This window comes from Kiloniella sp. EL199 (assembly GCF_900313065.1).
Classification (GTDB): Bacteria; Pseudomonadota; Alphaproteobacteria; order Kiloniellales; family Kiloniellaceae; genus Kiloniella.
The window spans coordinates 315,670-336,333 of the sequence record NZ_OMPU01000008.1 but is presented as its reverse complement, the minus strand read 5'-3'; the positions used below and the strand labels follow the sequence as shown (position 1 = coordinate 336,333).

General features: G+C 42.3%; 19 protein-coding genes and 1 tRNA gene. 8 read left to right on the top strand and 12 right to left on the bottom strand.

Annotated elements, in window-relative coordinates; all coding sequences use genetic code 11:
• Positions 1–20: 20 nt before the first annotated feature.
• Positions 21–1,976 (top strand): ABC transporter substrate-binding protein, encoded by a 1,956-nt coding sequence (locus D9A03_RS08170; protein WP_254054994.1) that lies wholly within the window; start codon positions 21–23, stop codon positions 1,974–1,976.
• A gap of 77 nt (positions 1,977–2,053) precedes the next feature.
• Here D9A03_RS08170 and D9A03_RS08165 read toward each other — a convergent pair whose 3' ends face one another.
• The 9 genes from D9A03_RS08165 to D9A03_RS08125 all read right to left on the bottom strand — a co-directional run bounded on the left by D9A03_RS08165 (position 2,054) and on the right by D9A03_RS08125 (position 11,185).
• On the bottom strand, positions 2,054–2,833 hold the full coding sequence (locus D9A03_RS08165) for an MBL fold metallo-hydrolase (protein ID WP_120496701.1): 780 nt from the start codon (positions 2,831–2,833) through the stop codon (positions 2,054–2,056).
• 2 nt (positions 2,834–2,835) lie between these two features.
• Positions 2,836–3,624, bottom strand: a complete 789-nt coding sequence (locus D9A03_RS08160; RefSeq protein WP_120496700.1) for a TatD family hydrolase — start codon at positions 3,622–3,624, stop codon at positions 2,836–2,838.
• A complete protein-coding gene (metG, locus tag D9A03_RS08155) occupies positions 3,624–5,177 on the bottom strand; it encodes a methionine--tRNA ligase (protein WP_120496699.1) in 1,554 nt (517 codons plus the stop codon). The genes D9A03_RS08160 and metG overlap by 1 nt, the downstream gene beginning before the upstream one ends.
• A gap of 45 nt (positions 5,178–5,222) precedes the next feature.
• Positions 5,223–6,338 carry a DNA polymerase III subunit delta' gene (locus tag D9A03_RS08150; RefSeq protein ID WP_120496698.1) on the bottom strand — a complete coding sequence of 372 codons (1,116 nt, stop codon included), beginning with the start codon at positions 6,336–6,338 and terminating at the stop codon, positions 5,223–5,225.
• The gene (gene tmk, locus D9A03_RS08145; RefSeq protein WP_120496697.1) at positions 6,331–6,972 is read right to left on the bottom strand and encodes a dTMP kinase; all 642 of its coding nucleotides are present in this window, start codon (positions 6,970–6,972) and stop codon (positions 6,331–6,333) included. Before tmk ends, D9A03_RS08150 begins: the two co-directional genes overlap by 8 nt.
• A gap of 5 nt (positions 6,973–6,977) precedes the next feature.
• Positions 6,978–8,123, bottom strand: a complete 1,146-nt coding sequence (locus tag D9A03_RS08140; protein WP_162938035.1) for a D-alanyl-D-alanine carboxypeptidase family protein — start codon at positions 8,121–8,123, stop codon at positions 6,978–6,980.
• Between the two features lie 129 nt (positions 8,124–8,252).
• Positions 8,253–9,209, bottom strand: a complete 957-nt coding sequence (locus D9A03_RS08135) for a septal ring lytic transglycosylase RlpA family protein (protein WP_120496695.1) — start codon at positions 9,207–9,209, stop codon at positions 8,253–8,255.
• A 124-nt stretch (positions 9,210–9,333) separates the two neighbouring features.
• Positions 9,334–10,623 carry a lytic murein transglycosylase gene (locus D9A03_RS08130; RefSeq protein ID WP_254054993.1) on the bottom strand — a complete coding sequence of 430 codons (1,290 nt, stop codon included), beginning with the start codon at positions 10,621–10,623 and terminating at the stop codon, positions 9,334–9,336.
• Between the two features lie 103 nt (positions 10,624–10,726).
• Positions 10,727–11,185: a hypothetical protein gene (locus tag D9A03_RS08125; RefSeq protein WP_120496693.1), complete on the bottom strand. Its 459-nt coding sequence runs from the start codon at positions 11,183–11,185 to the stop codon at positions 10,727–10,729.
• 127 nt (positions 11,186–11,312) lie between these two features.
• On the opposite strand from D9A03_RS08125, the gene D9A03_RS08120 reads away from it, so the two are divergent.
• From D9A03_RS08120 to D9A03_RS08110, 3 genes are all read left to right on the top strand, one after another.
• Complete coding sequence (locus tag D9A03_RS08120) at positions 11,313–11,651, top strand: hypothetical protein (protein WP_120496692.1); 339 nt, start codon at positions 11,313–11,315, stop codon at positions 11,649–11,651.
• A 54-nt stretch (positions 11,652–11,705) separates the two neighbouring features.
• Positions 11,706–12,050, top strand: a complete 345-nt coding sequence (locus D9A03_RS08115) for a FliM/FliN family flagellar motor switch protein (RefSeq protein ID WP_216825412.1) — start codon at positions 11,706–11,708, stop codon at positions 12,048–12,050.
• A gap of 201 nt (positions 12,051–12,251) precedes the next feature.
• Positions 12,252–12,341, top strand: a tRNA-Ser gene (locus D9A03_RS08110).
• A gap of 49 nt (positions 12,342–12,390) precedes the next feature.
• Here D9A03_RS08110 and D9A03_RS08105 read toward each other — a convergent pair.
• Complete coding sequence (locus tag D9A03_RS08105; RefSeq protein WP_120496691.1) at positions 12,391–12,936, bottom strand: NADPH-dependent FMN reductase; 546 nt, start codon at positions 12,934–12,936, stop codon at positions 12,391–12,393.
• A gap of 131 nt (positions 12,937–13,067) precedes the next feature.
• Between D9A03_RS08105 and D9A03_RS08100 the strand changes: the two genes are divergently transcribed.
• Positions 13,068–13,967: a LysR family transcriptional regulator gene (locus D9A03_RS08100; protein WP_120496690.1), complete on the top strand. Its 900-nt coding sequence runs from the start codon at positions 13,068–13,070 to the stop codon at positions 13,965–13,967.
• 31 nt (positions 13,968–13,998) lie between these two features.
• Here the strand turns inward: D9A03_RS08100 and D9A03_RS08095 are convergent, their stop codons facing one another.
• Positions 13,999–15,312, bottom strand: a complete 1,314-nt coding sequence (locus tag D9A03_RS08095; RefSeq protein ID WP_120496689.1) for an FAD-binding oxidoreductase — start codon at positions 15,310–15,312, stop codon at positions 13,999–14,001.
• Positions 15,313–15,665: 353 nt separating this feature from the next.
• Positions 15,666–15,908, bottom strand: coding sequence for a hypothetical protein (locus tag D9A03_RS08090; protein WP_120496688.1), 243 nt, complete (start codon positions 15,906–15,908; stop codon positions 15,666–15,668).
• A 407-nt stretch (positions 15,909–16,315) separates the two neighbouring features.
• Here D9A03_RS08090 and D9A03_RS08085 point away from each other — a divergent pair, with 407 nt between their 5' ends.
• The 3 genes from D9A03_RS08085 to D9A03_RS08075 all read left to right on the top strand — a co-directional run bounded on the left by D9A03_RS08085 (position 16,316) and on the right by D9A03_RS08075 (position 20,573).
• The gene (locus tag D9A03_RS08085) at positions 16,316–17,953 is read left to right on the top strand and encodes an ATP-binding protein (protein ID WP_254054992.1); all 1,638 of its coding nucleotides are present in this window, start codon (positions 16,316–16,318) and stop codon (positions 17,951–17,953) included.
• 9 nt (positions 17,954–17,962) lie between these two features.
• On the top strand, positions 17,963–19,360 hold the full coding sequence (locus D9A03_RS08080; RefSeq protein ID WP_120496686.1) for a sigma-54 dependent transcriptional regulator: 1,398 nt from the start codon (positions 17,963–17,965) through the stop codon (positions 19,358–19,360).
• A 232-nt stretch (positions 19,361–19,592) separates the two neighbouring features.
• Positions 19,593–20,573, top strand: coding sequence for a TRAP transporter substrate-binding protein (locus D9A03_RS08075; RefSeq protein WP_162938034.1), 981 nt, complete (start codon positions 19,593–19,595; stop codon positions 20,571–20,573).
• Positions 20,574–20,664: the final 91 nt, after the last annotated feature.

The window sequence follows — 20,664 nt, the reverse complement described above, 5'->3', positions numbered from 1 at the left end:
TCGGTATTATTGAGAGAAAAATGAACATAATAGCTGGTAAATTTTTAAAAACGTCAATCAGATCTTTGGCAATATTAGGTATGGTGACAGAAATATCGACAAGCCATGCGGAAACCTATCTCTCTCCTGCTTTTGATTTTAATGCTGACACACTTAAGGAAGTTCCTGTCTTTGAAGGCAAAGTTATCAATGGTGAAATGCCACCTATCGCAAAGCGTGTACCGGAAACACCATTTGTTGTTAAACAAAGTCATCATTGGCAAGCAGGAAAATATGGTGGCTCAATCCGAAGCCTGATAGCCAAATCCAAGGATGTTCGGTTATTTTCCGTTTATGGCTATGCCCGTCTTATCGGCTATACACCGGACTTGGGTTTTACAACTGATATTTTAGATAAACTTGATGTCGAAGAAGGCCGTATTTTCACACTGACGCTTCGCAAGGGACATAAATGGTCTGATGGGCATCCCTTTACCTCTGCCGACTTTAAGTATTTTTGGGAAGATGTTGCAAACGACAGCAATTTAAGGCCGTTTGGTCCTCCAGCTGAATTACTTGTTGATGGAGAGCTGCCAACAGTAGAAATTATTGATGAACTCACGGTCCGTTATAGCTGGTCGGTGCCCAATCCTTTCTTTTTGCCAAGTTTGGCAGCGACGCGGCCGCTTTACATTTTTCAACCCGCCCACTATATGAAGCAGTTTCATGCAAAATATGTGGATGTTGACGATTTAGGGCAACGGGTAGAAAGTGCAGGTGCACGTAACTGGGTGCAGTTACACAATCGCAAAGCAAGGCAGTATAAATTTACCAACCCAAAGCTTCCAACCCTGCAGCCATGGGTTAACACGGTTAAACCGCCTTCGACGAGATTTGTTGGTAAAAGAAATCCTTTCTATCATCGGGTTGACGAATTCGGTCATCAACTTCCTTATGCGGACGAATTAATATTGTCTGTAGCAGGTGGCGGATTAATTCCGGCAAAGGTCGGATCTGGAGATTCTGATTTACAATCCAGAGGACTCAATTTTTCTGACTATACCTTTTTAAAAGGGAGTGATGATCAAAACGGGTATTCGGTTCGTCTGTGGAAGACTGTTCGTGGATCACAATTTGCACTCTATCCGAATTTGAACGCAAAGGATCCGGAATGGCGAAAACTGAACCGTGATAAAAGGTTTCGCCATGCTTTATCCTTGGCGACTAATCGTTATGAATTAAATCAAGTTCTCTATTATGGGTTAGGGCTTGAGGGAAATAACACCGTTTTACCGAGCAGTAGCCTATATAAAGAAGAGTACTTCAAAAAATGGACTGAGTATGATCTGGGAAAAGCCAATGCGCTTTTGGATGAAATCGGCCTGACACAGCGGGATGAAGATGGTCTTCGTTTATTAAGCGATGGTCGTCCGATGAAGATTATTATTGAGACAGCTGGTGAAAGTGGTGAAGAAACCGATATTCTTGAATTAATTGCAGATTCCTGGTTGAAAATTGGCGTAAAACTCTATCCTAAACCGTCACAAAGAGAAGTTTTACGTAACAGAATTTTTTCTGGCGAAACCAATATGTCGCTTTGGTACGGCAACTTGAATGCTCTTTTGTCACCACATTCTTCACCAGCTGAGTTAGTCCCTCGTCAACAACAATCATTCCAATGGCCTAAATGGGGACAGTACGTGGAAACCAAAGGTAATGCAGGTGAAGAAGTTGATATTACCAAGGCAAAAGAACTCAATAATCTTTACATTCTTTGGTTCAGAGCTCAGTCAACGGCAGAAAAAAGAGATATTTGGGAACGTATTTTGGAAATCAATGCCGAAGAAACCTATACAATAGGATTGGTAGCTGAAATCCCGCAGCCAATTGCCTTGTCAAACAAACTAATGAATGTACCGGAAAATGGGTTTTATAATTGGGAACCCGGTGCCCTGCTTGGCGTTTATAAGCCAGATGGTTTCTGGTTTGACGAGTGATTATTTATTCCAAATCGACGGTGAACAAAAAAGGCGGTGAAATTTTTTCACCGCCTTTTTTTGAGAGGTTAAATCTTTTAGATTACTTCAAATGTTAATCCATCATATCCAGGCTCTATACCCTCGGGACATTTTGATTTGAGATCACCATAATCAACTTGCTGATTCATATGGGTAAGGATTGTTCTTTCAGGCTTTAAACGCTCTACCCAGCTGAGAGTCTTTTCAAAATGAGCATGTGATGGATGGGGCTCGTAACGCAAGCAATCGACAATCCAGTATTTGATACCAGATAATATTTCAAAGGCGCGTTCATCAAGATCAAAGACATCGGTGGAATAGGCAAAATCGCCAAACCGAAATCCGAGAGATGTTGTTGTACCGTGATTTTGATAAAAAGGTATAATTTCAACTGATCCAACCTTAAAAGGGCCATCAATGGTTTTATCGTCCATCATTGGTGTATACGTACTTTCAGGGTCACATGAAGATGTAAAGGCGTAGGCAAAGCGGTTTGTAATTATTTCGCGATCTGCTTCGTCCATGTACGCTTCAATTGGGCCGCCAGCCTTGTAAGCGAGATATCTTAGTTCATCCAAACCGTGAATATGATCAGCGTGATCGTGGGTGTAGAGAACCGCATCGATACATTCTACGCCAGCATCCAAAAGCTGAACCCTCAGATCTGGGCCTGTATCAACCAAGATCGTTGTATCTTCATGCTCGACAAGTACAGAAACTCTACGACGTCTGTTTTTCGGGTTTTCCGGATTACAGTTTCCCCAATTTCCGCCGGGTGTGCCCGCGCAAATTGGAACGCCGCCTGAACCACCGCATCCTAGCATTGTAACTTTCATGATTATGCTGCCGTTGGTCTTTTAGCTTTTGTAAAGAGACGATAAAAGTTGTCAGTGGTTGTGGTATGAATTTCCTGCAAGCTTACCTTTTTAATATTCGCCAAGGCTTCTGCAGTGTGGCGCACAAAAGAAGGTTCATTCTTTTTACCACGCATTGGAACTGGTGCTAAATAAGGGCTATCCGTTTCAATCAACAATCTATCCAGTGGTGCTTCGGCTATGGTTGCTCGAATATCTTCGGCTGACTTATAAGTGATGATACCGGATAGAGAAATGTAAAAACCCATTGCCAAAGACGCTTTTGCCAGTTCAGCACCAGCCGTGAAGCAATGAATAAGTGCGGGATATGCACCTTTATTGTACTCATCGCGCATGATCGCAATCGTATCGTCATCTGCATCACGTGTATGAACAACAAGGGGAAGTCCCGTTTCTCTCGCGGCCTCTATATGCGCGCGAAAACTCTCTTGCTGACGCTCTCTAGGTGCGTGGTTGTAATAATAATCAAGACCACTTTCGCCCAAACCAATTACTTTTGGATCCCTGGCTTTTTCAATCAGGATATCAGGTGATGATAACCCTTCTGCCCCTGCCTCGTGCGGATGGATGCCAACGGTGCAGTAGATATCATTATTTGCCTTTGCAATGCCTAATACAGTGTCGAACGTGGATAGCTTGGTGCCAATGGTAACCATGCAGCCAATTCCAACGTCTCGTGCACGTGTTAAAGCATCTTCCAGATCACCGTCTTTCAGAAAGTAATCAAGATGGCAATGAGAGTCGACAATCATTATGCCCCCTCTTCCTCTACATACCGTGGGAAAACCCCTTGGGGTTTATCAATCTCGATACCGGTAGCAAGTGGTGTCTTCAAGTCAGAGAATTTTCGCGCATCTGCGGGCAAGTTCAACTGATTTAGCATCTTTTCCATTGAGTCCGGCATAACGGGTTGAAGAAGAATTGCTATTTGGCGAATAGATTCAGCCAGAACATACAAAACAGTTCCCATGCGGGCCAGATCAGTTTTCTTTAATGCCCAAGGTGCTTGTTCATCAACATATTTGTTGGCTGCTGATATAACGTTCCAAACAGATTCCAGACCGCGATGGAAGCTTTGCTGATCGAAATCATTTCTAAGTTTGGTATGTAACGTGGCTACGCTATCAAGAAGTTCCTTGTCGGCATCAGTAAAGTCGCCGTGCTCAGGAATTTTACCTTCGCAGTTTTTGAAAACCATTGAAAGTACACGCTGGGCCAGATTTCCGATATCGTTTGCCAAATCCCCGTTCATTCGCGAAATCATGGCCTGCTTTGAATAGTCGCCGTCTTTCCCAAAGGGAACCTCTCGCATCATGAAATAACGAACTTGATCAAGGCCATATTCGTCAATCAGAGCTATTGGATCTATGACATTGCCAATCGATTTGGAAATTTTTTGACCTTCGTTTGTCCACCATCCATGTGCAAATATACGTTTGGGTAATGGCAAGTCAGCTGCCATGAGGAAAGCAGGCCAATAGATAGCATGAAAGCGCAGGATATCTTTTCCTACCATATGAAGATCAGCGGGCCAGAAATTCTGATATTCTGTTGCGTTTTCATCCGGGTAGCCAACAGCTGTCAGGTAATTTGTTAAGGCATCCAGCCACACATACATAATGTGATCATTGTTACCGGGAACCTGGACGCCCCACTTGAATGTTGTGCGGCTGACTGACAGATCTCTCAAGCCACCTTTGACAAAGCTGATCACTTCATTACGACGGCTGTCAGGGCCGACAAAAGATGGGTCATTCTCATAAAGAGCTAGTAGTTTGTCTTCAAAAGCGGAGAGTTTGAAAAAACAAGACGGCTCTTCCACCCACTCAACTTCTGCGCCTGTTGGTGCAATACGCTTACCGTCTGCGTTTTTTGTAAGTTCGGTTTCTGTGTAGAAGGCTTCATCTCGAACGGCATACCATCCAGCATAACTTCCTAAATAGATAAAACCTTTGTCTTCCAGAACCTGCCAAAGTTTTTGACATGCTTTTTTGTGACGATCTTCAGTTGTTCTGATAAAATCATTATTTGAATAGTTACAAACATCTGTCAGGTCCCTAAAGTTCTGAGAAACCTGATCTGTAAATGTCTGTGGGTCTATTCCTGCCTTTTCAGCAGAAGTTTCGACTTTCTGACCATGTTCATCGGTCCCGGTCAGAAACTTTACATCATAGCCATCCAGCCTTTTGAAACGAGCGAGAACATCGCAGGCGAGTGTGGTATAGGCATGCCCAATATGTGGCTTATCATTCACATAGTAAATGGGCGTTGTGATATAATAGGATCCGTTTTCTGATCCAGTCATAGGAAACTCCTGATCAACAGTACTTGCCGGGAAACCCTGTACAAATCAGGCAGTCAGGTTTTGGAGTTCCGTTAAGGTTGTCACAACGACCTGCTTTTTATCCAGATTAGCACGAGTAGCACTGGCATAATTCTTCGAGCACTTCTCCCACAGGCCGAGCCATTGCGCAAGACCATGTCGTTCAATTAATGAAGAGATTAGTGTTTGTTCTTCGGGAATAACCATATCAGGCAAGACACCTTGCCCAACAGTTTTGGTTAAACGTGCCAGCCACCAAAGATACAGTTCCATACCGGTTTTAAAAGCTAGCGGATCTGTGCTGGAAAGCTTATCAGCAAAGGCATAGAGTTTTACCATGTCCAGGTTGGGGATAGTCGAAAGTAGAGATATCATTTCTCTATATAATTCAAGACCACCGCTTTTCCATAGATTCAGCGCCTTTCCGACAGATCCTTCTGATAGTTTGGCTAGTTGAATAGCATCATCATCTGAGAGTTCCGGTACTTTGTTTTTGAGTAAGGCTATAACCGTGTCTTCTTCCAAAAGTGCAAGTGGAAGATGGCAGCATCTGGAATGGATCGTCTGCAGAATTTGTCCGGGAAGATGTGATATGAGCAACAGCACTGTTTTTTCAGGTGGTTCTTCTAAAACCTTTAGGAGTGCATTTGCTGCATTGGTATTCATTTCTTCGACAGCATCGACAATGACAATGCGCCAACCACCTTCGATTGATGTCTTGTGCGAAAAGTTTACGATTTTACGAACATCATCGACCGGAATTGTTGTTCGCATCTTGCCTTTATCGTCTGGACTCAGCTCTAGAGTGACCAGATCTCCATGCGCCCCTGCCGCAATTCTTTTCGCTACAGGGTTGTCGATACCAATATCCAAAGTAGTTGGCGGGGCGCTATCTCCAAAGAGGCTGTTACCTTCGCCTTCATTGATTTGATTCATTAGAAAACGTGCAAAGCGATATGCAAGTGTTGCTTTGCCAATACCTTTGGGACCGGTAAGCATCCATGCATGCGGCAGTTTACCTGAATTAAACCCTCTAAGGAGAGTTTCTTCTGCTTTCGTGTGGCCAATCAGGTTCTGTGTTAATCTGGGATGATCAATGAAATCTGGTTCAGGTTGTGTTTTCTTTCGGGGTGCTTTAGCCATCGAACGAACCAGAGAATTTATCGGTGACAGCTTTCCATATAGAATTTTCTACGTCATCAAGTGATTGAGTGGCATCAATGACGATACACCGGCTTGGAGATTCCTTTGCGATAGACAAAAAGCCATCGCGCATCCGCTCATGAAAAGATGTTTCCATTCCTTCAAAACGGTTTTCACCCAAGTCGTGGCCTCTTGTCCGCCCTAATCCAACGGAAACAGGTAAATCCAATATCAATGTGAGATCAGGTTGAAAGCCACCTAGCACCCAATGGTGAAGATCTGTAATTTTTTGTGCCCCCAATCCATGTCCGATACCTTGATAGGCAACAGAGGAGTCAGCAAAACGGTCACAGATTACCCATTCCCCTTTTTCAAGAGTGGGCTTTATGACTTTTTCAACGTGTTCTTGGCGGGCAGCAAACATCAAAAGAGCTTCTGTCTTGGGTGTCCAGCGCGATGCATCACCACGTACCAATAAGTCACGAATAAGCTCTGCCCCCGGAGTTCCTCCGGGCTCTCTCGTACAAGTATTCTTGTAACTGTATTTATCAAGGCGTTGGGATAAGCGTTTGATTTGCGTACTTTTCCCTGCCCCTTCTCCACCTTCAAGGGATATAAAGAAACCTTTAGACATAAGGGTTATGATTTTCCGAAAATCAGATAATTCAGAGCAGAAACAATACGGCTAAAGCCCCCTTCTCTCTCTACTGAATTTGCTGCAACAAGCGGAATTTCAACCGTATCAATATCCGGTGCGGCGATAGTCAGTGTTCCCAGTCTTTCCCCTTTTTCGATTGGGGTCTGGATCGGGCCGACATAATTGACTGTGGCAGTCATTTTATTTTTTGCGTTCCGCGGCAAGGTCAAAAGAAGGTCTTCTTCGGGAACCAGATCGATGGTCTTTTCTGTGCCAAGCCAAACATCAGCTGTATCAACTGTTTCACCAGCTTTGAAGAGTTCAAAATTATCAAACTCTCTAAAGGCCCAGGAAACCAGACGTGCTGATTCTTCTGCGCGTTCTTTCGCACTTCCCATACCATTTAAAACCATAATGATACGTCGATCACCTTGTTTGGCGGATGCTGTTAAACCATAACCTGCTTCTTCGGTGTGACCAGTTTTAAGACCATCAGCCCCAAGGTTTTTATAGAGTAACGGGTTTCTGTTTCCCTGTGTAATACCAGACCAGGTAAAGGATTTTTCTGAATAAACATCATAAAATTCAGGGAAGTCTGTGATGATGCGATCAGCCAGAATTGCCAGATCTTTTGCTGTCATTCTTTGCCCTGGATCTGGCCAACCTGTCGCGTTAGCAAAGGTGCTGTTTTCCATACCAAGCTCACGGGCCTTCGTGGTCATCTCTAACGCGAAATTTTCTTCGGACCCACCAAGACCTTCTGCAACAACAATGCAAGCATCGTTACCTGATTGAACAATAATACCGCGCAAGAGATCGTGGATAGATATTTCTTTCCCGACTTCGACAAACATTTTTGATCCGCCTTTTCGCCAGGCTTTTTCGCTGACGGGCAATTTGTCATCCAAAGAAAGTCGGCCATCCTTCAAGCGTTCAAAAACCATATATGCTGTCATGATTTTACTCATGGAAGCTGGGGGCATAGAAACTTCGGCGTCTTTATTTATCAGAACCGTTTTGGTCGTGTAATCAATCAGATAGGCTTCTCTCGCTGACGTCTCAATAGCTTGCGCCGATTGAGTGAACGCGAATAGGCATACACCGCTGAATAAAATAGCTTTTAAAGAAGAACTGAAGTTTGAATTCATTTTATTTTGCAAGGGTCTGACCTGAGTGTCTCGGAGTTTTTTTGATCGTTAATCTGTCACGTAATACTAAAGGAGTACTGGGGCTTTGTGGAGAAAATATGGCTTTCAGCCTGCGTCTCATCCGAGATCCTAATCCACCACAACACGGGCATCATTGTAACCATTATCATGAAGTATTTTTAAGAGTTCGTCAGCCTCTTGAACATTTGTCAATGGGCCTAAACGAACACGATAAAACATACGTTCTCCGACGGCAGCATTAGCAACTTTCGCAGTACCTAGCGGAGAGAGACGCGCCCGAAGACGATCTGCATTATGGACTTGAAGGAAAGAGCCAGCCTGAACATAAATACTACTTGGTGCAACAGGCGTCTGAGACACGACGCCATCCGTAAAATTTGCAGTAGGCTCAATACTTGCTGTTTGCAACGATGAAGTTGGTTGGCTTGTTGTAGATGTGGTTGTTATTGGAGCATCCAAAGGCTCTGCCGTTACCGTTTCTGTTGGTGCAGCCAGTGTTGTATTGTCGCTTGAAACAACCTGTGGCGTATAATCTTTGCCTTGTGCTTGGGCGGTTAGTTGCCGGCTTTCTTCTTCGAGTATTTCAACCTTGACCTTTGCTGTTCCTTGAAGCTCGAAGCCCAAAAGCTGAGCTGCACGGCGAGACACATCAATAATACGATTGTTAGAGAAAGGGCCTCGATCATTAACCCGAAGCTTTATTGATCGTCCGTTTCCCAGGTTTGTAACACGTACAAGTGAAGGCATAGGCAATGTTCTATGAGCTGCGGTAAGTGCATATTGATCATAGATTTCCCCATTTGCAGTTTTCTTGCCATCAAATCCTGGGCCATACCAAGATGCTATTCCAGTTTCACTGTAATTGTAATCTACAGCCGGGTAATACCAGATATTTTTAACTTGATAAGGAGAGCCAACTTTATAGCGACCAATGGTTTTCGGAGCATCACTTCTTGTAATTGTTTTGGTGGCATGAGAAGCAAGCTCAATTTCTGCACATCCACTTAACCCCAGACCAATAGCAGTAAGGCATATTGCAATTTTAGGAAATTTATTTAAGCTCATTAAGCCCCCCATACATATACTGTAAAAGATTGTATGCTTCTATCGAAGTCTTATCAATCTTATCTAGTGCGATCCCTAGGATTAATTTTCTAAATACTTGTTGTTTCATGTAATATCTATGCCACTAGGATTTTCTCAGTTTCAATAAAAGAGCTTCATCGGGGTAGCCGTCTCCCGGTAACCCAACCTTCTTTTGGAAATTGCGAATGCCTTCGCGTGTTTTCCTGCCAATGATGCCATCGGCTTTGCCAACATCGTAGCCAAGTTTGGCAAGAAGGATTTGAATTTCTTCAATTTCGGTTCGATGCAGGGGACGTTCATCCACCGGACGTGGCGAAATTAGGGGTGTTTTCCCGGCAATACGATCTGATAAATGGCCAACGGCAAGAGCATAAAGTATGGATCTGTTCCAGTTCAGGATTTTTCGGAAATTGTTGTAAACCAAAAATGCTGGGCCTTTGTGACCAGAGGGAAGAATTAACGATGCTTCCAGATCAAGTGTGGGTAAATTGTTACCAGTTATTTTTCGCACACCTGCTTGTTGCCATTCTACCAAGGTCTTTCTGGTATCAAGGCCAACCAAATCCCAATTAAAGCCTTGAGGAAGCTGAACTTCTCTACCCCAAGTATATTGGTCATCCCATCCTATTTGCCCAAGATAGTTTGCCGCTGATCCAAAGACATCTGGCAAGCTGTGCCATATATCTTTACGGCCATCACCATTTTCATCTACGGCGTAAAGGTTATATGTTGAGGGAATAAATTGAAGATGCCCCATTGCGCCAGCCCACGAACCCTGCATTTTTTCCGGGGTAATATGCCCATCATCTATAATGCGCAAGGCTTCAAGCAACTGGGTTCTGAAAAAATCACTGCGTCGCGTGTCGTATGCAAGTGTCGCATCTGCCGCGATAACAGAAAAACCGCCGGTATGTTGGCCGAAATTACTTTCCAGTCCCCAGAAAGCGAGCAGGAATCTGCTTTGGACGCCGTACTTTTTACTGATGTTGTCCAATAGTTCTTTGTGAGTTTGCTGAAGTTCCTGTGCTTTTTTTATACGCTGGGTGTTAACGGCCCGATCAAGATAGTTCCAGAAAGTGCGCGTGAATTCCGGTTGCCTGCGATCATATTCAATGATTTTAGGAATCGGTTCTATACCCTTAAAACTTCGGATCAGGGTCTGTTCGGAAATCCCCTGGCTTCTTGCTTCTACTTTAAATTCGTTAAGCCATTGTTCGAATGATATCTTTGATGCAACTTGTTCGGGCGTACCCTCAATAGTTTGGGCATGTACGGTTGGAACTAAAAATGAAGAAGAAATAACCGTTGAAAGAAGGTATCCATAGAAAACAGTTTTGGGATTAAGGTGATGATTTTTTTTAAGTTTGAAGTTTCGGCGTATTAAAAGAAACAAAGTAAGCTCCGAATCGCAATAGATGATCTCATTCATATTTTGAGAACTCTATCCGAAATAATGAGGTAAACGCTAGCTTGTTTCCAATAATGTTGATTAAAATCTATATTCGTTTGTGATATACACGACAATTCGATGTACCCTGCCCTTTAAACAGGTAAATCCTGTCTTTTTCTGCAAGTTTTTTAGGGTCGTGTAGCATACTTGTTTGATATAAAGCCGCGCCGTACTTTCTACCCTCAACAACAGCAATGTATTGCATCGATTTTATCTGCTTGAAACGACCGCGCTGGCAGGCTTTGCTTAAGCCTACATCTTTTGTGAAAATTTCTCGTAAAGATTCTTCTGTGCTATATATTAGCCGACTTCCAAGATAACGTTCTTTTTTGAGCTGCTGATTTGGCAATCCAGGCTTTAACAACGGCTTACGTTTAATGTTGTTCGGAGTCAGGTAACCATTTTGCGCAACACTGTTGTGCGAAGAAACTGTAAAAGCAATACAGATTAATGCTGTTGATATAATTTTTTTCAGATGTTTCCGCATAACAATACTTTTTTTCATGCTCTATATTTCAAGAACACAAATATAACTGTTAAAAGAAAACGTAGAGTTAACATCTTGTTTCCATTTTTATGAGACCTTACAACTTATTGTATTATTAATTTATTTTTAAAGGTCTCACGCGGGCATGATCAAAAATTTGTTAGACAAGCTTTTTGGTAAAAAAGAAATACGCCGCGAAGGTCGCGAATTCGGCGTAACCGGAACTGTTGAGATTAGGGGTGTCGGTTATTCTTTAGATAATTGGAGTTCCAGTGGGTATGCCGTAAAAGGATATGATGGCCCTTTGTTACGCGGCGATCACATTGATATTCATTTCCGTCTTGAGTTGGATGGCAGTGCGTTGGAATTTGACTGTAAATCAATTATTGTTCGAATTGAACCGGACAAAGAAATTCTGGCAGGTGTTTTTGTTGAAATGAGTCCTGAAACGCGAGTTCTTATTGCTAATTATTTTGATAGCTAAGATCTCTAAGCCAGCGTATTCTATGTACAGATAAATTATATAAAAGGTAACTTCATGTCTGATGAAGAATCTATGAACAATGATGATGTTGATGATATGTTCGATTCTGCTCCTGCTGAACCAGATACGACTACGTCGGATTCCTCTGAAATAGATGAAAATGTTCCGGCTGTTCACGGTGTTGGGCTGGAAGTATCTGCAATTCTTGGTACGGCACAAATGCCTGTCAGCCAGCTTTTAAAAATGGGGCGTGGCGCAGTTGTCGAACTTGATAAGTATATCGGCGATACCATTGATATCTCTATTAATGATCAAATGATTGCCCGTGGTGAAGTTATGATTAAAGAAGATCGGCTTTGTGTTGAGATTATAGAGATGATTAAACGTACAGGTGATTGATATTGTACATTTCCCTATTGGGTAAAAGATATCATTGAGGCCAAAAATTAAAGAGCTTTGTAGCTCTGTTTTCGTTTTTTGTAAGAAAAAATCAAAAATGTCAATTTTTCTTATCTAAGCATTTGACACTACGTTCAAATGGAGATATTTCAAAGCCCGTCGGAAAGAGAATAACAAAATATAATTCTCAAGACGATATGTGGAAGGATGGCAGAGCGGTTGAATGCACTGGTCTTGAAAACCAGCAAGGGTGCAAGCCCTTCCAGGGTTCGAATCCCTGTCCTTCCGCCATCACCTAAAGAACAAGCGCCGATTTTGGCGCTTTTCTTTTTTGTACTACCTAATGCAAACCATGAAAGTTAATAAGCACCTCGCACAATTTTCTGTTCAAGTTTTTGTTTGTTAGCTGATTTTTATCGCTATCAAAATTATCGAAAAAACTTGGGATTGAAAGTGTGCCTTTTATCTCTGCACCAAAAAATGGTGCCGATGTCTCAGCTGATTTCAGAACACTGCTTGCTCCGCCTTGTCCCGGCGATGTAGAAAGAAACAATGATGGTTTATTCTGAAAAACCTTGATATTTATTCGTGATACCCAATCAAACAGATTTTTGTAAGCTGCTGTGTAGGATCCATTATGCTCGGCAAAAGAGATAATGAGACCGTCTGCTGACTTGATCTTATTATAAAAATCATGAGCAAGCTGTGGCTGTCCAAGTTCTTCTTCTCTATCAGTGCTGAACAAAGGTAGTTCGTAATCATTAATATCAATAACTTCTACAGTTACATTGTCTCGCAACTCTTTAAGTTGCTCACTTGCATAGGTAACGAGTGTTTTGTTGATTGATTTTCTACTGTTGCTGGCGGCTAAAGCGAGTACTTTCATTGTAACTTCCTATCTTGTACTTGGATTATTTGGCTCTATTCAAAAAATAGATGTTCCAATATTCTTTTTACAGGTTTGATTTCGAGACATATTGTTCTAAAATTGGAACAATATGATAGCGAGGATTTTCCGTGATTAATTTGAACGACATGGTGCTGTTTGCAAAAGTTGCTGAACTTGAAGGAATTTCGGCTGCGGCTCGGGTGTTGAATATACCCAAGTCACGAGTTAGTCGGCGTATTGCGACCCTTGAAAATGATCTGGGGGTTCGTTTAATTGAACGAACAACACGCGCGGTTCAATTAACGGAAATGGGATCTATTTTTTTTCATCACTGTCGGCGTATTGCGGAAGAATCCGAAAGCGCCATTGAGACCATAAATAACATGCAAGAAACGCCGAGAGGCAATTTGCGGGTCAGTGTTTCTTTCGCGATTGGTCAATATCTTGTTGCACCCTATTTGGGTGAGTTTTCTAAACTCTATCCTGATATTAAAATTAGTCTGGACCTTAATAATAGACATGTTGATCTGATTACCGAAGGCTATGATCTGGTTGTCAGGGTCGGGGAGCAAAAAGATTCAAGCTTGATGAGCAAGATTATTGGACAGGCAAGAGCTAAGCTGTGCGCATCCCCCGCTTATCTGGAAAAACATGGGTGCCCGGCCTGTCTGGAACAATTGCCTGAACATAAGATACTTATGATGAGTGATCACAATGAATTCAAACAATGGACATTGGAAAATAGAAATGGAAGACTATGCTCTGTCGATATTATGCCAAGTGATAATGTAAACGACTTTACCGCTTTACGTTCCATGATAGAAGATGGGTGCGGTATTTCGATTATGCCTGAATATGTCATCCAGAATGCGATAGATAATGGTAAGCTTGTAAATATTTTACCTGATTGGCGTAGTAAGGTGATCAGCTATTACGTTCTCTATCCCAGCCGGAAAGGCTTGACGAAAAAAGCCCGTGCTTGGATCGATTTTTTTGAAGAGAAATTCAAACTGGGTACCAGCGCATAATGATATACGCTGAGATACCGGTTCATTCCGATTACCGATCTAACCCAACTCCTATAAAGCGCATTTTGATCTTAAAGAAAGCGCCAATATCCAGGAATGGTCGTGGTGGTATCCAAGTGGCGGGCACAGACGCAAGACAATCTTCCACCAACTTGGATGATACATTACAGGCATAATCGGCTAATGCGACACCAAAGGCTGTTCCCCTGCTCACCCCCGAACCGTTGTACCCTCCGGCAAGGTATATGTTGGATGCTTGTCTGCCGAAGAAACTTGTAAAGTTTTGACTGATACCTTCTACGCCAGACCATGAAAACTCAAAAGGTACATGAGCCAGTTGTGGAAAACGTTTCTCGAAGGCTGCGCGATGAATTTTCCGACGCTTCGACAAAATCGTATCAGACATTAAGGTTGCACCGTGATACTCGGCCGTGTTGCGGAGAGAAAAGCGATTATCCAGCGTAAGCCGAACGGTTGCGCCACCACTGTGAAGCGAAAGAATACCCCATTCTTTCAAAGTACCCAGGCTGGAAAGCTCATCAACTGTGAGTTGGCGCGTAAAGCTTCCAGATAATGTGCTTCCTATAATATAACGCTTGATGAAACCAAGTTTAGGAGCTTCATAGTTCGTTGCAATAATAACTTTATCGGCAGTAATCTTGCCGCTTTCAAGTTCAAAAATGAGGGGTTCACTCTGACTTATTCTTAAAACAGGACTGTTTTCGTAGAGGGTAACATTGGGCGGCAAATTATCACCAAGTCCGTGTACAAGGGCTGCTGGTTGTAAAAGAACACCCTTTGGAACGTGAACACCTGATTTATAAAGAGATGTTCCCAGACGTTCTGTTAGCTCGTCTTGGCTTAAGAGAGTGTGTTCATACCCCAATTGATTGAGATGATCCTTGAAATATTTATATTCTTTCAACGATTTTTCATCTGCTGCAGTGTGATAAAAACCATCTTCTTGCCACTGGCAATCAATTCCAAGGTCGTTTACTTGTTGGCGTAGTAGATTCAGGCCCTGTGTATTGATGCGATTGATACGACGATAATTTTGTTCCTGATTTTTGTCAAAAGCACCAGAAAACTGACTAATAGCAACCGCATAGCCTGAATTTCTCCCAGAAGCTCCCTGCCCCAGTTTTCTGGCATCGAGTAGTATGATCTGATCATCTGGGTTATGTTCTGCTAACCGTCTTGCAGCAGATAGGCCAGTAATCCCGGCGCCAACGACAACCCAGGGGACACGATGATCGCCTGTTAATGGTTTGTTCGCCTCCCTTTTGGGTAGAAGCTCAGCCCAACCGTGATTATCAGTTGAAAATTTATGTGTCGTCAGCGCCATCAAATGATGTCCCGAAAGGTGTTTGTTACATAAAAAGGCTGTCGCATACACTGGGCTGACGGTCAATATGTGTTCTATGTTTTCCTATTATTTTGGTCACTCTAGTTACACATCATCTCAGTGATAGGAAAAACAAAATGTATCAGTGACGTAGAAATATATTTCGGCCTTACCCACTGTCGGGCGCCATGCCGAAGCGAGTAAGGCCGAACAACAAAACTCTTTAGCCATGGCTTAAAGGTTATTTACAGACAAGAGAGTCATGAGCTTTTCTTGATATAAATGACAAGGAACGAACCAGGATTGACAGAGGAAAATATCATAATAGGAGGCAGAAACCTGTTCGTCTGTTTTTAGGGAAGGTTACCTTTTTCGTGTTGGTCAACCAGATATCCTGCTCCTGCACCAACAGCGCCACCTACGACAGCACCGCAAGTTACACAGCCGCCAGTAACAGCAGTTCCGACCACACCGACACCAGTACCAATGGCACCACCACTTAAAACACGTTGTTGTGTATTTGATAACCCGCTACAGGCACTAAGAAAAAGCATAGCTGCTGTAATGATCACGAATTGCTGTTTTATTTTTGTCATAACCAACCCATTAAATTTAATAAACAGGATTTATTTATAGAGACAAGTGACAGAGAAATCGTGTAGCTAATTTGGTAAATAAATGTGTTGAAAATGTGCCGCGTTGAACTGTCAATTCTCCGAAATATTTTACATTCGCAGACATGTAGCTTTTAATTTACTGATGAGTACTAGTAGGATAGCTGTATATATATAAGGATATATAGAGTTTACTTTTTCGGCGTAATAACCTCAATTTCCATAGGTTTAAATAACGATCCATGTTCTCGTTTGCTTATCAATTTTCAAAGCCTATTTTGTGGGGATGGATATTTTTTATTGTATTAGGCAGTCTATCAATCTGGTTAGCTAATTACTGGCTTGGCATATCTACGGCTATTGAGTTAAGGAAAATCTCCCGTGAAAGATTGAGTTTATATGATGCAACACTCCTTGGGGAACTGGATAAGTACCGCTATCTCCCGTTTGTTTTGTCAGGAAACGAAGACGTCAAAGAATTACTGACATCATTTCGTCGGGATCCTTTTTTTGCCAACAAAGTAAGCAAATATCTTGCCGAGATGAATAATAAAGCTGAAGCAAATGTTCTCTACATCATGGATAAGAAAGGAAGTACTTTGGCTTCTTCAAACTGGCAGGATAAAACCAGTTTTGTTGGTCATAACTATTCATTTCGGCCTTATTTTCAAGATGCTATAGAGGGGCGTGAGGGACGTTTCTTTGCGATTGGTACGATATCCGGGATACCAGGTTTTTTTATGTCTCATCCTGTGTATGAAGACAGTAGTATTATTGGGGTTGCGGTTGTTAAAGTGAATCTGACACCATTACAACAACAATGGAATGACGGTGGAGAGAACGTTTTTATTACAGATGAAAATAGTGTGATCTTTTTAGCCAGTAAAAAGGATTGGCTCTATAAAAGCCTGCGACGAATTCCGTTAGAACAGTTGCAGAAACTTCAACAAATTAAGCAGTACGGGACCTCTAATTTTGATATCCTTGACATAAATCACGTTAGTGTCCCAGGAGATCTGGCAACAGAGATCGAAGGAAGAAGGTATCTTGAAACGACACAGGAAATTGCAAATACAAACTGGAAAATTCATTATCTTGTTTCAATAAATTCGATTACAGAAAATCAGCGAACAATTGTAGCAATTGGAATTGGCGTTGTTGTCATTTTACTCGTACTCGCTCTTTTCATCAGAGAAAGACGTCAAAAGGTTATTTCAACCCGTCGTGCACTAGAAGCGGAAAAAATGGAGGACATGAACCGCCAGCTTGAAATAGAAATTGAAGAACGTCGACGAACTGAAAAGGAACTAAGGGCTGCACAGGATGGATTGGTTCAAGCTGGCAAGTTAGCTGCTTTGGGGCAAATGTCAGCAGCAATCGCATATGAAATAAATCAGCCAATTGCTGCTATTCAAAACGATGTTTCAAATTGTGTTTCATATCTAAAAAATCAAAATGATCAGCAGCTCAATAATTCTTTGAACGAGATTTCGTCTTTGACCGAGAAAATGGGAATGATTACAGCACAGTTGAAAAATTTTGCCCGAAAATCTTCGATGAAGACACGACCCGTTGATATTGTAAAAGCCATAAACAGAGCAGGTTACTTGATGCAGCCCGTTTTCAACACACAGGCTGTTCGCTTGGAGATTAATATAGCATCTAAAACGATTCTCGTATCTGGTGACGAAATCAGATTAGAGCAGGTTTTTGTCAATCTCTATCGGAATGCTATTGATGCCATGAAAACGACCCAAGGCGAGAAAGTTATAACTATCAATACATCTGTTACAGGTCAGCAGGTTAATGTTACCGTATCCGATACAGGAACAGGCTTGGAAGAACATGTTGTAAAAAAACTCTATGATCCTTTTTTTACAACAAAACTAAATAGTGAAAGCCTGGGGCTTGGCCTGTCGATTACCTATGGCATTATAAAAGACTTAAAGGGCGAGATACAGGCGTCGAATAATCCAGATGGCGGAGCTTGTTTTGTTTTGTCTTTTCCCCATTATATAGAAAAGTAGATCTAGTAAATGTCACAAGTAGAAGAGCAAAATGATCACGCCCCAATTGATGGCCCGGTTGTGCTTATTGATGATGAAAGAGCAATACGGGTTTCAACAAAACAATGGTTGGAATTAGCGGGTCATAATGAGATCGAAGATTTTCAGGATGCTCGGTCTGCCTTGGGAAATTTGAGCTGGCATTATCAGGGGATTGTAATTTCCGATGTCAAAATGCCAGGTATGGATGGCCTTTCCCTGTTGAGAGAGGTTAAAAACATCGACGCTAATATTCCTGTGGTGCTGGTAACGGGGCATGGCGATGTTTCTATGGCTGTTGAGGCAATGAGAAATGGCGCTTACGATTTTATTGAGAAACCTTTCGAACCAGAACATTTGCTGGACATCGTCAGAAGAGCATTAGAAAAACGCGCTCTTGTGCTGGATAATCGTGCCTTGAAACGCGATCTTGTTGCTGCGGAAGGTCTGGATGCACGTTTGGTTGGTGGCAATCCTATTATGCGCGCGCTTAAGAGAGATATTATCGATATTGCGCCGACAAATGCCTCTATTCTTATTCAAGGGGAAACAGGCAGCGGTAAAGAGGTTGTTGCCAGCTGTTTACATGAATTCGGTGAAAATCCGGGTGGAAGCTTTGTTGCAGTAAACTGTGCTGCAATTCCCGAGCAAATGGCCGAGAGCGAGTTTTTTGGTCATGAAAAAGGTGCGTTTACCGGGGCGCAGTCCAGACGCATGGGGAAACTGGAAGCGGCAAATGGCGGTACGTTGTTTCTTGACGAATTATCTTCCATGCCTATGGATTTACAAGCAAAATTACTCAGAGCATTAGAAGAGCGTAAAGTTACTCCTTTGGGTGGGAATCTCGCGAAGCCAGTCCAGTTTCGATTAATTGCGGCCTTGCAAGAACCACCTGAAGAAGCCATTGCATCTGGGCGGTTACGCGAAGATCTTTATTATCGTATTGCAACCTTTGTCATGGCGATTCCTCCCCTACGGACGCGTAAAGATGATTTACCTATTTTATTCAGGCTTTTGGCGAAACGTGCTGCTGAAACTTTTGGGCGTGAAATAGAAATGCCTGGTCCTGAAGGTATCGCAAGCCTTATGGCTCATAATTGGCCGGGAAATGTGAGAGAACTTCGAAATGCAGCTGAGCGATATGCGTTGTCCACTCGCCCATCTGAAGAAAAACTGTCGATAATATTGAATAGTGAAAAAGAAAGTCAGGTTAAAACATCGCTACCTCTTATTGAACAAGTTAGATTGTTTGAACGTAATGTAATTCTAGCCTCTTTGGACCGACATAAAGGGAATGTATCTGCCGTTATGGAAGAACTTTCCATCCCAAGGCGTACGTTGAATGAGAAAATGGCCAAATATAACCTTAAGAGAAGTGATCACGAATAACACTCAGCAATAGTTTCGGCGGATTTTCGCCTATTGATAGTTTTGTTTTCGGCAAGGTTCTGCTAGAGAGAATAATCGTTGTCTGATTTTTCAATATATATCAGCTAGTTATGAAAACACTAAAATGGCACGGGCTTTGCTGTTACACTAACTGGTAATGAGTAATCGTTATCTACAAAGTTCTTTGTAGTTTCTGTTATAAAAATAAAAATTATCCTATGGGAGGATACTCATGCGTAAACTTACTCTTCTTATGGCGGCTGCTGGTGTTGCTTTGTCAGCTTTTGCTGCACAGGCAGAGCCTATTATCATCAAACTAAGCCATGTTACAAAAGAGACGGGTCACCCAAAAGGGGAAGCTGCTGCACTTTTTGCCAAACGTGTTAATGAAGAATTAGCCGGTAAAGTAGAAGTTCAGGTTTATCCAAACTCAACACTTTATAATGATGATAAAGCTTTGGAAGCACTTCTTCTTGGTGATTTGCAGATGGCGGCACCTTCACTTTCAAAGTTTGAGAAATATACAAAAAAATATCGCATTTATGATTTGCCGTTCCTGTTTGATAACATTCAGGCTGTAGACCGCTTCCAAAACAGCGAAAAAGGTCTGGAGCTTCTCGGGGCTATGGAAGATCGTGGTCTTCGTGCGCTTGGTTATTGGCATAATGGAATGAAGCAAATTTCTGCGAACAAGCCGTTGATCAAACCCGAAGATGCCGAAGGTTTGAAATTCCGTGTTCAAACGTCGGATGTTTTGGTGGCGAACTTTAAGACACTGGGTGCAAACCCGCAAAAAATGGCGTTTAGTGAAGTATACGGTGCTCTGCAGCAGGGTGTTGTTGATGGACAGGAAAACACTTGGTCAAACATCTATACAAAAAAATTCTATGAAGTTCAGGATGGCATTACCGAGAGTAATCACGGTATCCTTGATTATCTAATCGTGACGTCATCAGAATTTTGGGATGGTCTTCCTGCTGATATCCGCGCAGATCTAGAGCGTATTCTTGCCGAAGTATCTCAGGAACGTAATGCGATCTCTGCTGAAATCAATCAAGCCAATAAGCAAAAAGTTATTGATGCTGGTGGTGTTGTTCGTTCTTTAACCGCAGAACAAAAAGCTGAATGGCGTAAGAAACTTGCACCTGTTTGGGAAGAGTTCACAGGTGACATTGGTCAGGATATGATTGATGCAGCCCTGGCTTCAAACTAATCCAAGTTTGATCTGAAAATCGTTTGATTTCTTAAATATAGGGGCTTACTGGCAGCAGTTAAGCCCCTTTTGTTATCTGGAAGCAAAGTCC